Source organism: Haloferula helveola (assembly GCF_037076345.1).
GTDB classification, from domain to species: Bacteria; Verrucomicrobiota; Verrucomicrobiia; order Verrucomicrobiales; family Akkermansiaceae; genus Haloferula; species Haloferula helveola.
The window spans coordinates 5,459,132-5,472,280 of record NZ_AP024702.1 but is presented as its reverse complement, the minus strand read 5'-3'; the positions used below and the strand labels follow the sequence as shown (position 1 = coordinate 5,472,280).

The window sequence follows — 13,149 nt, the reverse complement described above, 5'->3', positions numbered from 1 at the left end:
GTGGGATCAAAAGGTTTTCCATCCGGGGTGCCCGTTCCTTTAAAGCTTTCACCCCGGTCGCCGCGGAGCATGTGGTCCGATGGTCAGACGCCGGGAAAGAACCCTTATTTTTAGAGCACGGAAACAGATGGACCAGGCGGGAGCGTTGGCAAGGTCGGATGACAACAACGGGTCGGAGCAGACGGCGGAGGATTGGCTCGGAGTCTGCGAGAGACTGAGTGGATTGGTCAGCAAGGATGCGTTCGAGCGTTGGTTTCGGGCGTCACGTTTGGGCAAGGTCGAGGACCGCACCGCTGAAATTCTTCTGCCGAACGAAATCCACCATGTGTGGATCGAAACGAACTACCTCAACGAGCTGACCGCGGCCGTTCGCGAACAGTTCCCCGACGTGGCCGAGGTGAAGCTGGTTGTCGCGCCGGTGAAGGAGGTTGTTGCCGAGGCGCCGCCTGAGGACGAGGCAGCCGAGCAGGACGATTGGTTCCCGGCCGTGGAGCCCTCGGCGGACGGCAAGGATCTGGATCGGAACCTCAAGCGGGCCGGTCTCAATCCCTCGTTCGCGTTCGAATCGTTCGTGGTCGGCAACAACAGCCAGTTCGCCCACGCCGCCTGTGAGGCGGTCGCGCAAGGCAGGGGCCGGGGCTATAACCCGCTCTTCATTCATGGCGGACCCGGACTCGGGAAGACCCACCTGATGCAGGCGGTCGGCCAGGAGTGGCTCCGACGCACCAAGGCGTCGAAGGTGGTCTACCTGACCTGCGAGAAGTTCACCAACGAGTTCATCGACGCGGTCCGCAAAGGGGACCTTGAGAAGTTCCGCCGCCGCTATCGCAGTGCCGAAGTGATGCTCATCGATGATGTCCAGTTCCTCGGCGGCAAGGAACGCTCGCAGGAGGAATTCTTCCACACCTTCAACACGCTTCTCGACGGTCGCTGCCAGGTGGTTCTCACCAGCGACCGGCCGGCGTCGGAGATCAAAAACCTCGAGCCGCGGCTGGTGTCGCGCTTCGAGTGCGGACTCACGGTCGAACTCCAGGCGCCTGCCTTCGAGACCCGGCTGGCGATTCTCCAGCGGAAGGTGGAGGAGTGGAAGGTACGCGTGGATGACGGCATCGTCCGCCTGCTCGCCGAGCGCATCCGGACCAACGTGCGGCGGCTCGAAGGCGGGCTCATGCGGGTCGGAACATTCGCGTCGCTCGCCGGGGAGCGGGTGACCTTGGAAAAGGTGGAGCACCTGCTGCGGGACCTCTTCCGCGAGGAGAACGGACGCCAAGTCACGATCGACTCGATCCAGCGGACCGTGGCCGAGCACTTCGACATGCGGCTGGCGGACATGACCAGCCGCCGTCGCCCGGCCAGCATCGCTGGGCCGCGCCAGATCGCGATGTATCTCAGCCGCCAGCTCACCAAATCGTCGCTGATCGAGATCGGCGAGGCCTTTGGCGGAAGGGACCACGGGACCGTGATTCACGCGGTGAAGAAGGTGAAATCGCAGATTGATGTCGATCGGGAGCTCCGGGACCGGATCCAGCAGATCGAGGCGGATCTCAGACGCTGAACAACTTGCAAAAGTTTTTGAAATTCAGGGATTGCCGTAACTTGTGAACAAGTGCCGGTAAGGCCAAACGAAGGCTTGCCAAGCCTTCGGGTCTGGGCAGAGCATTCGGCAGACGCACGATTGACCGGCGTCCGACCGAGCAATGAAGTTCACCGTTTCCAAAGAGGCTCTTCTCGACGGCTTGCAGAAGGTTCAGCATGTCGTCAGCACCCGCACCACACTTCCGATCCTGTCGAATGTTCTGCTTGTTGCCGAGAACGGCCGACTGCAGCTGACGACGACCGATCTCGATGTCGGGATCACCGGTTCGGTGGAGGCTCAGATTTCCAAGGATGGGGCGACGACCCTTCCCGCCAAGCGGCTGGTGAACATCATTCGCGAGCTGCCCGCGAGCGAGGTCGAGATCACCGTCGATGCCAAGAATGTGGCTTCGATCCAGTGCGGTCCTTCTTTCTTCAAGATCATCGGTCTGGGACAGGATGACTTTCCGCCGCTTCCGGACTTCGAGGGCGCCAAGGAATACCGGATTCCGCAGCAGCTGCTGCGTGACGGTCTGAAGAAGACGGCCTACGCGATTTCCACCGACGAGACGCGCTATGTGCTCAACGGCATCTACACCTCGTTCCGCGAGGGCAAGCTGACGCTTGTTGCGACCGACGGACGGCGTCTTGCCATGGTCGAAAACGATCTCGATTTCCCGGCCAGCCAGGAGGTCGACGTGATCGTGCCGACCAAGGCTGTGCAGGAACTCCAGCGCCTCCTCGGCAACGACGGTGAGGTGCTGGTGCGTCTCAGCGACAGCCAGATCTCTTTCGCCATCGGCGATCACCTGCTGGTGAGCAAGCTGATCGAGGGCAACTACCCGAACTACCGTCAGGTGATTCCGGGAGATTCGAGCGAGCGGGTCGAGTTGCCGCGCGAGGCGATGCTCGAGACCGTCCGCCGTGTCTCGCTGCTGTCCTCGGACAAGTCGAACTCCGTCAAGCTGGTGTTCTCGGCCAACAAGGTCGAAGTGACCGCCAACAGCCCGGATGTCGGTGAGGCCCGCGAAACCCTTGAGGTGCCGTACGACGGAAAGGACCTGCAGATTGCGTTCAACCCCGAGTTCCTGAAGGCGCCGCTGCAGAACCTCGATGAGGAGACGGTCTATCTCGATCTGATCGACGAGATGAGCCCGGGCGTGGTTCGCATCGACGGCAGCTTCCTTTATGTGATCATGCCGATGCGCGTGACGGGCTGAGGTACTCAGGAGAGCGGCTTTGTAAGCCGCAGCTTTCCACCTGCAACCCGGCAGCGGCTTCCAAAGCCGCGCTCCCTAGGCTAGGCAACCGGGGCAGTTCTGGGCGTAGTGCCCGGGCGTGATCTCGGTCAGTTCCGGCGGGTGGTCGGTGACGCAGAGCTCCGCATTGCCGATCCGGTTTCTCGGGGCGAACGCGCAGCCCGCGGGCGGATTCGACATGTTCGGCGGAAGTCCCGGAATGGTGTAGAGTTCCTCACCTTTCTGGTGGCGGGCCGGGATGCTCTGGAGCAGCGATCGGGTGTAGGCGTGGAGCGGCTTCCGGAAGAGTTCCTCGCGTGAGGCGCTTTCGACGATTCGGCCGGCATACATCACGTTGACGAAGTCGCAGACTTGCGAGACGACCTCGAGGTCGTGCGTGATGAAGATGACCGCGGTGCCCAGTTCGTTCTGACGCTCGCGGATCAGGTCGAGGACCTGCTTTTGCACTGTCACGTCGAGTGCCGTGGTCGGCTCATCACAGATGAGCAGCTCGGGTCGGGTGATGAGTGCCATCGCGATCATCACGCGCTGCCGCATGCCGCCGGAGAACTCGTGGGGGTAGGCCTCGATGCGTTTCTCGGGTTCCGGGATGCCGACCTCGGCCAGCGCGTCGATGGCGCGGCTTACGGCCGCCTTGCCGCGAAGATTCTCGTGGATCTCGAGCGGTTCGGTAAGTTGGTCGCGGATCCGCATGAACGGATTCAACGAAGTCATCGGATCCTGGAAGATCATCGAGATCCGTTTGCCGCGGATGCCACGCAGTTCGCGCTCCCTGGCCTGCAGGAGGTCGACGCCGTCAAAGATCGCCTTACCCGAGTGAATCCGGCCTGGAGGCTGTGGAATCAGGCCGAGCAACGAGTAGCAGGTCACCGATTTCCCGGATCCCGACTCCCCGACGATTCCGAGCGTTTCGCCTGCCTTGACCTTGAAGGAGACGTCTTCGACCGCATGAACGACGCCGTTGCGGGTGTGGAAGCGGGTGGTGAGGTTCTGAACGTCGAGAAGGGCCATCGTGCTGGACCTTTCAAAGCACGGATACTGCCGGGTGGGCAGGGAATTTGTTCCGAAAATGTGGGTGGGCGGAGGGTTCGGACCGCGCCAGCCCAGTCGCACGTCTTCCGTAGCCGCCCTTGCGCGAGTGGGTTCGCGCGGTCCGGAGAACTCCGTCGTGATTGCGGAGCTTCAGCGGTAGTTCCGCTCCTCGCGGCGCCGGGAGCGGACGGAGAACACGACGGGAACGCCCGGTGCCGGATTCGACTCGCGGAGCCGGTTCGACAGATACTGCTCGTAGCTGGAGCTCATCAGGGTCTTGTCGTTGACGAACAGTACGAAGGTCGGAACAGGCACGGTTCGGTAGCGCTCATTGACCGCGCTGGTGGCGTAATAGAGCTTCAGCCTGCGCGTGCCTTTGCCAACGGTGGGCGGAGGGTTGGTTTCGAAGGCCTGGTGCAGGAAGCGGTTTAGTGTACCGGTGCTCGGCACCTTCTGGGCCGAGTCGCGGATCGCGAGGATCTGCTTGAAGATCTGGGGGATCGCAGTGCCTTCCTTAGCGGACACGCAAACGAACGGCGCGTAGCTGAGGAAGAACAGTTCGCGGCGGACCTGCGACTCCGCTTCCTTCTTGCGCTCCTTGAGCGGGGCGCCCGGGTGGAAGAGATCGAACTTGTTGAGGACGATCATGCACGGCTTCTTTTCCTTGAGGACGACCTGTGCGATCTTGCGATCCTGGGCGCTGACACCCGAGGCAAGGTCGATGACCAGCACGCACAGGTCGCAGCGTCGGATCGCCTTCTCGGTCCGCATCGCGGAGAACACCTCGACCGAAGAATCTCGCCGGGACCGCTGGCGAAGTCCGGCCGTGTCGATCAGCGTGAAGCGTTCGCCGCCAAACTCGTAGGGCAGGTCGATTGCGTCGCGCGTGGTGCCGGCGATGTCGGAAACGATCGTCCGGTCATCCTTGAGGATCGCGTTCACGAGCGAGGACTTGCCGGCGTTCGGCTTGCCGATGATGGCGAGCCGGATCCCGCTTTCCACGGCCTCCTCGACGGCTTCCTCGATCTCGCCGGCCAGCGGTTCGATCTGGCGGTCGATTTCGCCGGCGAGCTTGCCCATGCCTTTTCCGTGCTCTGCGGAAACCGCGAAGCCGTCTCCGAGTCCGAGTCCGCTCATGTCGGCAAAGGCGTTCTCGTGCTTCTTGTCGTCGACCTTGTTGACGACCAGAACGACCGGGATGCCAGCCTTGCGGAGCTTCTGAGCGAGTGCCTGGTCGATCGGGGTCAGGCCTTCCTGGGCATCGACCACGAACAGGATGAGGTCGGCCGTCTGGATCGCGATGTCGGCCTCCAGCGTGACCTGGGCGGCAAACCCGTCATCCAGCGTGGCACCGATCCCGCCGGTGTCGATGATCGTGCACCGGTGCTCGGTGGCGAGGCAGGGGGCGGATAGCCGGTCACGGGTCACCCCCGGCTGATCGTGGACAATCGCGATCCTCCGCTTGGCGAGGCGGTTGAAGAGGGCGGACTTCCCGACGTTGGGGCGACCGACGATGGCGACCGTGGGCATGCGGGGAGGCTCAGGGAGCGGAGCGCAATTGGGAATTGGATAATTGCGGTATTTGGGATCACGGGTGGGAGCCCGGATGGCTCTTCGGCGACTCCTGCAACTGGCGGATGCCGGCGCGCAGGTAGATGTAGCCTGACCAGACCGTGAAAACCGCCGCGAAGATGCAGGGATACATCGGCGAGAACGGGACGACCTTGAGCATCACCCAGCCGAGTGTGAACATCTGGGCGAAGGTGCAAACCTTGCCGGTCCAGTGCGGCGCGTGGTGCATCTCATGGTTCACGAAGTGGATAATCGCCAGTCCGCCGAGGATGATGATGTCGCGGACGATCACCAGCGCCGCGAACCACAGCGGAATGCTCCACCCGTCGGCGCCCCAGTCGACGGCGCTGAGCGTGATGATGCCCGTCAGCAGAAGGGCCTTGTCGGCAATCGGGTCGATGACGGCGCCGAAGTGGGAGCGCTGGTTGAAGCGCCGGGCGATCCATCCGTCGAGGCCGTCGCTGGCCGAGGCGATGATGAACACGGCGAGGGCGGACCACCGGAGCCACTCCTCCGGATGCCCCTCCTCGACGCTGATGCCGTAGTAAATCGCCAGCGTGGCGAACACCGGAACCAGCAGGATTCGGCTGATCGTGATCTTGCTGGCAAGGGTCATGGCGGTTCTTTCTAGCAGATGATTCCGGGAAAAGCGAGAAGTCGGATGCAGGGCAAGCGTAGGATTCCGGCATGAGGTTGGCGCTGCTTTTGTTGCTTTTCGCTTCGCCGATGGTGCTCGCGGAACCCCTGCGGGTGATGTGCTGGAACATCCATCACGGGCAGGGCATGGACCGGAAGACGGACCTCGAGCGGATTGCCCAAAGAATCACCGAGGAGAAGGCCGACCTGGTGGCCTTGCAGGAGGTCGACAAGCTCTGTGGCCGCAGCGGCAAGGTCGATCAGGCCGTCGAGCTGGGCAGGTTGACCGGGCTGACTCCGGTTTTCGGCAAGGCGATGGATTTCGGAGGAGGCGAGTATGGGCTCGCGGTTCTCAGCCGGCTACCGGTGGTGTCGCATCGGGTGCATCGGCTGCCGGGTGAAGGCGAGCCGCGGATCGCGCTTGAGGTGACGGTTCGCGACGGCGACCGGAAGCTGAGCATCGTCAGCGTTCATCTCGACCATCAGGACGACGGTCGGCGAATCGCCCAAGCAAAGTTTCTGGCCAGCGCTCTGGAGGAATCCCCGAAAGTGATTCTCTGTGGCGACTTCAACGATATCCCGGGTTCCCAACCATTGGCGGTCTTTAACGAAGACTGGAAGACGGCGCAGAAGGAGGCCCCGGGCTTTACCTATTCTTCGACAGCGCCCGTAAAGGAAATCGACCACGCGCTGGTCAAGGGACTGCGCGTGGTCGGAAAGGTCAGGGTGATCGAAGACAGGGTGTCGTCCGATCACCGGCCGTTCGCCCTTCAGATCAGATGAAGCGCGTCGAACGGGGTCAGGGCTTGCCGGGGATCGAGAAGTAGACCTGCTCGAGCGCCATGAGCGTGTAGGCCGAGACAAGCATCGCGTCGGACTCCATCCAGCGCGCGTTGTCGTTGACCCATGAGCCGTTCTCGCGTTGGAGGCTGAGCAACTTGCCGCCGAGGTCCTTGCGCCAGTCGGCGGTCTTGCCGTTCTCCAGCGGCAACCGGTCAATGCCCGCGGCGGAAAGTGCCTTCGACATTGCCTGGTAGTAGTAATAGAGGCCTTGGGCTCCCATGCCCGGGTTCTCATCGATGGTGTAGTTCTTGCCCAGCCACTCTTTCACGGCAACGACGCGGGGGTCGGTCGGTTCGAGCTTGGCGTAGATTAGCGAGAGCAGGCCGGCGTAGGAGATCGAACCGTAGGAGCGGAGCGCGATCTGGCCGTTGCCGAGGTCGTCCTCGCCCGCTTTGGAGCTCTCCGGATTGTAGATGAAGCCACCCTTGTTCTTCGGGTCGTCCGACGCCCATTCCTGGTCGTTGGTCTCGGTCAGGTTCTGGCAGCGGGAAAGGAAGGTGATTGCGGCATCCCAGTCGAGTTCGGGCTGCTCGCCGTGCTTGCCGTCCTCGATCACCTGGCGCGAAAGGCGGAGGGCCTCAATCGCGAGGTAGGTGTTCGAGAGGTCGGAGTGGTCATTGCTCGAACCGTAGCCGATCCCGCCGTCGTTCGGGTTGTCGGTTTCCTTCGGCTTGTCGATGTCCCACTGCTGCGAGATCAGGTAATTCCGGCCCTTCACGATCGCCGGTTCGTAGACGTCGCGCGCGGCGGCGGTGAGAGCGGTGACTGCGGTGGCGGTGTTGTAGACCGCGAGACCACGATTGTAGATGCCGCCGTCCTCCTTCTGCTGGGAGAGCAGCCATTGGAAGCCCTTCTCAATGTGCTCCGGGAACGGTTTGGAGAGGTCGAGCGAGGGATCGCGCACCGCTGCGGTCAGGGCGAGAGCCGTGACGGCCGGAAGGCCCGGGTCACCCCAGTAGCCCTTCTCGTTCTGCTGCTCGGCGAGCCACGCATTGCCGCGGGCGATCGACTGCTTCATCTCGTTCTGCAGCGACAGATACGGATTTGGCGGGGCGTCCTGAGCGGAGGCACCGCCCAGCGTGACGGCGGTCAGGATCAGGGTCGCGGTGGTTTGGAACTTCTTCATGGTTCGTAGGGTTGGATCAGGACGGTGACCTTCGTTCCCTGAGCGGGAACACGGGTCGGGTGAGGGAGCCATACGTCGTCGAGCTCGTTGTCCTCACCGGAGAAATTGATCAGGGCGGAATTGCTCAGGAAAATGGCCATCAGGTCTCCTGAAGTCTCGGCCACAAACTTGCCGTCGTAAACAAAGGATCCGCCGTAGACCCAAGGGGATTTCGGCATCGCCTTCTCGGTAGCGGCGTGGGCGATCAGGTCGTTGGCGGATACGCTCTTGGTTTCCTCGCCGTCCTTCCACTCGACCAGCAGCTTCAGACGGGACTCCTTCTTCTCCTCCGGGGTGGCCTCCTCGAACTCGTTCGAAAGGCTGCCGTCTTCCTCGACTTTTACGTAAAGCTCGCGAGATGCCTTGTACTTGAGGAGTTTGAAGGCGATGTTGAGGTTGGTCGCCGAAATGTCGGAGAGCAGCAGTGACTCGTGGACCTTGCCATTGCGGTGAACGACAAAGAACTCGAGCAGCCCCTCGGTCATGTTGACTTCGGCAGGGAAACGGATTTCACGGGTCTTCGGGTCGAAGGTTACCTCGCCCACTTTCATCCGGCCGTCTTCCAGCCGCTCGATGGCCGGCTTGGCAGGCTCGACCTTCTGATCGGGCGCCGGAAGGCTCTTCGGTTCTACCGGGGCACGCTCCACCGGCTCGGCACCGGAGGCGACGAGGGCGAGTAGGGGAAGGGTCAGCCAGAGCAATCTCACTTCGTGCACTAGGGAACGCCGGAAGAACGGTTCCGTCCAGTCGTGTCTTAGGCAGGAATCGCCGACATTTTGATAAGGCCCACATTCAGGATGCGCTGAGGGGCCGATCCGTGGGGCGTTACTCGGCGGTCGCACGATCGCCGAACTCCCGCCATGCCAATCTCGTGATCCGGGTGGAAAGTGCCTCCATCGGGGGTTCTCCCTGCGACGGAGAGCTGATGGGCCGGAGTTCATCCGAGACCGCCAAGGACGATGCGACCAGCTTGAAAGCGGCGACGAGGATGCCTGACTGGAGTCCGTCGACGCTCGAGGGGGCCTGCCGCGTGACCGACGGGGGAGGGTCATCCGATCCCTTCGCCACGATGCTCACGACAAGTTGGGGGGTATCGCCGCCGGTTGTGGCGACGACCTCGGGCTCAAACCGAACCAGGTGATCCGAAGCCTGCTTGAGAGTTTCGACGGCCAGCTTGGCAGCTTGCTTTGTCAGCTCACTGCGGTCTTTCGGGGTTTCGATCCGCAAGGTCAGCAGCGGGGCATCCTCGGCCGCGGTCTCGTCGTGCGGAATGGTGGCCCGGATCCGGCGCACGCCATTCAGCGCGGCATCGAGTTCCTCATCGTTGGGCAGGCTGGTGTCCAGCACCCGCTCCCACGCGACGCGGGCCCATGCGAGTTTTGCTTCGGCCTCGAGTCGTGATGCCAGCTCGATGAACGAACCGGCGGGGACATCCTTGCGATCACGCCATGCATTGAGGGGGGGCACTTGGTCGAGGTCGCCGACTTCGATCGGGGGCGCTTTGGGCTTCGGGGCGGGTGGGGGCTTCGGCGGCTTGTGGGCCATGCCGGGCTCGGCGGCCGGAGATTCCACTCCGAAGAGATCGGCAGGACGGGCAAGTTCCTGGGTGGCCCGTGCCTTGGCGATCTCGATCTGGGTAGCACTGGGCTCCGCGAGGAAATCGTAGTCGCGCGTCCCGCCCCACCAGGTGAGCCCGATCACCAGTGGGATGGACAGAATGACCACGATCAGTGGAACTCGGCGCATCGCGCGGAGAGTGGATGCCCCGCGGCGGCGTTCCAAGAGGAAAGGTGGGTGACGCCCGTAGTGTGGAGGAGGGAGGGCGCCTCGGCTCCGGAACGGGGCGGTCCAGCCTAGCTTTGGAAAAGAAAAAGCGCCCGCGGCACTGGCCGGGGGCGCTTTCGAAAGCTTGGGTCGATCAGGCGTCGGCGCTCTTCACGAGAGTCGCCTTCTTGCCGATGCGGCTGCGCAGGTAGTGCAGCTTGGCGCGGCGGACCTTGCCACGGTTGGTGACCTCGATCTTGGCGATGCGCGGGGTGTGCACCGGGAAGACACGCTCGACACCTTCACCGTAGGAAATCTTGCGCACGGTGAACGAGGCATTCACGCCCGAGCCGCGCTTGGCGAGGACGATGCCGGCGAAAATCTGGATACGCTCCTTGCCGCCTTCCACCACGCGGGTGTGGACCTTCACCGTATCACCGACGTTGAAGTCGGCGACGTCTTGCTTCATTTGCTCCTGCTCGATCTTGGCGATGATGTCCATGGCGTCCTCCTAACGTAAAATGGGTAAAAAGCTCCCTCGGCCTCGCGAGGGGCGGGAGAACTAGGGGAAGTCCTCACCGTTTGCAATCGCGAAATTCAACGATTTCGGCACTTTTCTCAAGACTTTCCGTAGACCGCGCCGGGGTCGAAGCGCCGACCGTCCTCGGTGAGGCTCATCGAGCCGTCGGGACCGTCGATCCGCCGGTAGAAACAGCCGCTGCGGCCGGTGTGGCAGGCTCCCGCACCGATCTGCTCGACGTAGAGCACGATCGCGTCCTGATCGCAGTCGGTGCGGATCTCCCGAACCCGTTGGACATGCCCCGAAGTTGCGCCCTTGTGCCAAATCTCCCGACGGCTGCGCGACCAGTAGACCGCTTCGCCTTTCTCCAGTGTCAGGCGCAGCGACTCGGCGTTCATGTAGGCGAGCATCAGCGGTTCCTTGGTCGTGGCGTCGAGCGCGACTGCCGGAATCAGGCCGTCGGTATCGAATTTCGGGCTGAAACGGAGGCCCTCCTCGACCGCCTGCTTGTCGCCCCGGGGTTCGAACGATGTGGAACTCATGGCGGGCCGTGTAAACCGGCTCGGGCGGGGTCGCAAGCGGGTTTGGGGGGATGGGAGGTGGATTCGGGAAGGGATAGCCACGGGCTCCGGCGCGCGACCGGGGTCGCGCGGGCCTTTGGGGCTGCCGGGATTTTCGGTGGTCTTTCGGTGCCTAACGGGGCATACGCGCTGCGTCGCGATGAACGGATTGACGGTAATCAAGGCTGGCACCGGGGTGCTGACCCGGGTCGAAGACGGAACCCTCGATGGAGCCGCCTTGGTCAGGTTGGTGACCGCGATCGCCGGATTGATCGAGAACGGGCACCGCTGCCTGCTGGTCAGCTCAGGTGCGGTGGGTGCCGGAGTGTCGGCGTTCGGGCTCGACGGCTACCCCTCGGACCTCGCCACCCGGCAAGCCTGCGCCGCGGTCGGTCAGGCCCGCCTGATGCACACCTATGAGAACCTGTTCCGCAATTTCGAGATCTCGGTCGCTCAGGTGCTTCTGTCAGGCGATGACCTGCGGACTCCCGACCGGGCCAGCTATGTGGGCAACACGCTTTCCCGTCTGCTTTCCGAGCCACGAATCCTGCCGATCCTGAATGAGAACGACTCGGTCGCGGTGGAGGAATTGCGGGTCGGCGACAACGACATGCTCTCGGCGCGAGTGGCCAATCTGGTTCAAGCCGAGCGCTTGATTCTTCTCACCAGTGTCGACGGGCTGCTTTCGCCGGACATGAAGGAGATGATCTCCGAGGTCGCGGATCTCGACGAGGTGATGGGCTGTGTGAAGGACGAGCGAGGACGCTTCTCCATCGGCGGCATGGCGTCGAAGCTGCAGGCCGTGCGGCTTGCGGTGGAGAGTGGCATCGAGACCCACATCGCCCACGGCCGGAAACCCGAGCGCTTGACCGGCATCCTTGCCGGTGAGAGCGGTCTCTCGACCCGATTTCAAGCCAAGTCATGAGTGACGACGTACAAGCATCGATCGAAGCGATGGCCCGCAAGGCGCGTGCCGCGGCGCTGAAGCTTTCCCAGATCCCGACCGAGAAGAAGAATGCGATCCTGCTGGCGATGGCGGCCGGGTTGCGCGCAGCGACTCCGGAGATCCTCGAGGCAAACGCGAAGGATATCGAAGCAGGCGAGCAGAAGGGTTTGAACAAGGCGATGCTCGACCGGCTCCGGCTCGATGAGAAGCGGGTCGACTCGATCGCCGGCGGCATCGAGCAGGTCGCCGCGCTTCCCGATCCGGTCGGCGAGGTGATGGAGTCATGGTCGCGGCCGAACGGAATCCGTCTTGAGCAGGTGCGTGTGCCGATCGGGACCATCGGAATCATCTTCGAGAGCCGCCCGAACGTCACCAGCGACGCCGCGGTGCTCTGTTTCAAGGCCGGTAATGCGACCATCCTCCGCGGTGGGTCCGAAGCGATTCATTCCAACCGCGCGATCGCGGCCGCGCTGCAGGAGTCAGGTGCGGTGGCTGGCCTGCCCGACGATGCGATCCAACTGATTCCCTTTACCGATCGCTCAAGCGTCACTGCCCTATGCCAGATGGACAAGTGGCTCGATGTCATCATTCCCCGCGGCGGACGCGGTCTGATCGAGACGGTGGTGTCGCAGGCGCGGATGCCGGTCATCAAGCACTACGACGGAATCTGCCACACCTTCGTCGACCCGCGGGCGGATCTCGAGATGGCGGTGAGGATCTGTGTCGATGCCAAGACCCAGAAGCCGGGCGTTTGCAACGCGATGGAGACGCTGCTGGTCCACGAATCGGTGGCGGGTGAGTTCCTGCCGATGGTCGCCGAGGCGTTGAAGGCGAAGGGTGTTGAACTGCGTGGCTGTGATCGCACGCGGTCCATCATCGACTGTTCGGCGGCGACCGATGAAGATTGGGAGACCGAGTATCTTGACCTGATTTTGTCGATCAAGGTGGTGTGCTCGCTTGAGGAGGCCGTGGCACACATCAATACCTTCGGTTCCCATCACTCGGATTGCATTGTGACTGCGGACGACGCGGCTGCAGCGGCTTTCCTGTCGGCGGTTGATTCGGCCTGCGTGTTCCACAACGTCTCGACCCGGTTTGCGGACGGTGAGGAGTTCGGCTTCGGAGCGGAAATCGGAATTTCGACCGAGAAGCTCCACGCCCGGGGTCCGATGGGGCTGCGAGAACTGACGAGTTATCAGTATCGCGTTCGCGGCGATGGGCAGACCAAGGGGTGACTCTGACTTGAGAAAAGACCTCCTGAAGGAGGAACTACAAAC

General features: G+C 62.8%; 13 protein-coding genes. 5 read left to right on the top strand and 8 right to left on the bottom strand.

The annotated features are described in order from the left end of the window. Window positions 1–127 precede the first annotated feature (127 nt). A complete protein-coding gene (dnaA, locus tag HAHE_RS20935; RefSeq protein ID WP_338687247.1) occupies window positions 128–1,555 on the top strand; it encodes a chromosomal replication initiator protein DnaA in 1,428 nt (475 codons plus the stop codon). 142 nt (window positions 1,556–1,697) lie between these two features. Continuing rightward, window positions 1,698–2,795: a DNA polymerase III subunit beta gene (gene dnaN, locus HAHE_RS20930; protein WP_338687245.1), complete on the top strand. Its 1,098-nt coding sequence runs from the start codon at window positions 1,698–1,700 to the stop codon at window positions 2,793–2,795. A 75-nt stretch (window positions 2,796–2,870) separates the two neighbouring features. Here dnaN and HAHE_RS20925 read toward each other — a convergent pair whose 3' ends face one another. From HAHE_RS20925 to HAHE_RS20915, 3 genes are all read right to left on the bottom strand, one after another. Further along, the gene (locus tag HAHE_RS20925; protein ID WP_338687244.1) at window positions 2,871–3,845 is read right to left on the bottom strand and encodes an ABC transporter ATP-binding protein; all 975 of its coding nucleotides are present in this window, start codon (window positions 3,843–3,845) and stop codon (window positions 2,871–2,873) included. A 171-nt stretch (window positions 3,846–4,016) separates the two neighbouring features. Then, window positions 4,017–5,396 carry a ribosome biogenesis GTPase Der gene (der, locus tag HAHE_RS20920; protein ID WP_338687243.1) on the bottom strand — a complete coding sequence of 460 codons (1,380 nt, stop codon included), beginning with the start codon at window positions 5,394–5,396 and terminating at the stop codon, window positions 4,017–4,019. A 58-nt stretch (window positions 5,397–5,454) separates the two neighbouring features. Next, entirely contained in the window at window positions 5,455–6,054 is a 600-nt protein-coding gene (locus tag HAHE_RS20915) for a CDP-alcohol phosphatidyltransferase family protein (RefSeq protein ID WP_338687241.1), read from the bottom strand. Between the two features lie 71 nt (window positions 6,055–6,125). Between HAHE_RS20915 and HAHE_RS20910 the strand changes: the two genes are divergently transcribed. Next, on the top strand, window positions 6,126–6,857 hold the full coding sequence (locus tag HAHE_RS20910; protein WP_338687240.1) for an endonuclease/exonuclease/phosphatase family protein: 732 nt from the start codon (window positions 6,126–6,128) through the stop codon (window positions 6,855–6,857). A 16-nt stretch (window positions 6,858–6,873) separates the two neighbouring features. On the opposite strand, the gene HAHE_RS20905 is transcribed toward HAHE_RS20910, so the two are convergent. The 5 genes from HAHE_RS20905 to hisI all read right to left on the bottom strand — a co-directional run bounded on the left by HAHE_RS20905 (window position 6,874) and on the right by hisI (window position 10,908). After that, window positions 6,874–8,043, bottom strand: a complete 1,170-nt coding sequence (locus tag HAHE_RS20905) for a prenyltransferase/squalene oxidase repeat-containing protein (RefSeq protein WP_338687239.1) — start codon at window positions 8,041–8,043, stop codon at window positions 6,874–6,876. Beyond that, window positions 8,040–8,789 carry a YdjY domain-containing protein gene (locus HAHE_RS20900; RefSeq protein WP_338687238.1) on the bottom strand — a complete coding sequence of 250 codons (750 nt, stop codon included), beginning with the start codon at window positions 8,787–8,789 and terminating at the stop codon, window positions 8,040–8,042. Before HAHE_RS20900 ends, HAHE_RS20905 begins: the two co-directional genes overlap by 4 nt. Window positions 8,790–8,907: 118 nt before the next feature. Further along, window positions 8,908–9,828 (bottom strand): hypothetical protein, encoded by a 921-nt coding sequence (locus HAHE_RS20895; protein ID WP_338687237.1) that lies wholly within the window; start codon window positions 9,826–9,828, stop codon window positions 8,908–8,910. A gap of 172 nt (window positions 9,829–10,000) precedes the next feature. Beyond that, a complete protein-coding gene (rplS, locus tag HAHE_RS20890) occupies window positions 10,001–10,348 on the bottom strand; it encodes a 50S ribosomal protein L19 (protein WP_338687235.1) in 348 nt (115 codons plus the stop codon). Between the two features lie 116 nt (window positions 10,349–10,464). Further along, window positions 10,465–10,908, bottom strand: coding sequence for a phosphoribosyl-AMP cyclohydrolase (gene hisI, locus HAHE_RS20885; protein ID WP_338687234.1), 444 nt, complete (start codon window positions 10,906–10,908; stop codon window positions 10,465–10,467). Window positions 10,909–11,086: 178 nt separating this feature from the next. Here hisI and proB point away from each other — a divergent pair, with 178 nt between their 5' ends. Together proB and HAHE_RS20875 are read left to right on the top strand one after the other, a co-directional pair. Next, on the top strand, window positions 11,087–11,851 hold the full coding sequence (gene proB, locus HAHE_RS20880) for a glutamate 5-kinase (protein WP_338687233.1): 765 nt from the start codon (window positions 11,087–11,089) through the stop codon (window positions 11,849–11,851). Then, window positions 11,848–13,107: a glutamate-5-semialdehyde dehydrogenase gene (locus HAHE_RS20875; RefSeq protein WP_338687232.1), complete on the top strand. Its 1,260-nt coding sequence runs from the start codon at window positions 11,848–11,850 to the stop codon at window positions 13,105–13,107. The genes proB and HAHE_RS20875 overlap by 4 nt, the downstream gene beginning before the upstream one ends. Window positions 13,108–13,149 lie beyond the last annotated feature (42 nt).

What these genes read in the sequence shown, in the direction of transcription:
- dnaN (WP_338687245.1), top strand. Translation starts at nt 1,698, where the DNA reads ATGAAGTTCACCGTTTCCAAAGAGGCTCTTCTCGACGGCTTGCAGAAG.
- HAHE_RS20905 (WP_338687239.1), bottom strand. Translation starts at nt 8,043, where the DNA reads ATGAAGAAGTTCCAAACCACCGCGACCCTGATCCTGACCGCCGTCACG.
- der (WP_338687243.1), bottom strand. Translation starts at nt 5,396, where the DNA reads ATGCCCACGGTCGCCATCGTCGGTCGCCCCAACGTCGGGAAGTCCGCC.
- hisI (WP_338687234.1), bottom strand. Translation starts at nt 10,908, where the DNA reads ATGAGTTCCACATCGTTCGAACCCCGGGGCGACAAGCAGGCGGTCGAG.
- HAHE_RS20910 (WP_338687240.1), top strand. Translation starts at nt 6,126, where the DNA reads ATGAGGTTGGCGCTGCTTTTGTTGCTTTTCGCTTCGCCGATGGTGCTC.
- HAHE_RS20895 (WP_338687237.1), bottom strand. Translation starts at nt 9,828, where the DNA reads ATGCGCCGAGTTCCACTGATCGTGGTCATTCTGTCCATCCCACTGGTG.
- HAHE_RS20875 (WP_338687232.1), top strand. Translation starts at nt 11,848, where the DNA reads ATGAGTGACGACGTACAAGCATCGATCGAAGCGATGGCCCGCAAGGCG.
- HAHE_RS20925 (WP_338687244.1), bottom strand. Translation starts at nt 3,845, where the DNA reads ATGGCCCTTCTCGACGTTCAGAACCTCACCACCCGCTTCCACACCCGC.
- HAHE_RS20915 (WP_338687241.1), bottom strand. Translation starts at nt 6,054, where the DNA reads ATGACCCTTGCCAGCAAGATCACGATCAGCCGAATCCTGCTGGTTCCG.
- rplS (WP_338687235.1), bottom strand. Translation starts at nt 10,348, where the DNA reads ATGGACATCATCGCCAAGATCGAGCAGGAGCAAATGAAGCAAGACGTC.
- dnaA (WP_338687247.1), top strand. Translation starts at nt 128, where the DNA reads ATGGACCAGGCGGGAGCGTTGGCAAGGTCGGATGACAACAACGGGTCG.
- proB (WP_338687233.1), top strand. Translation starts at nt 11,087, where the DNA reads ATGAACGGATTGACGGTAATCAAGGCTGGCACCGGGGTGCTGACCCGG.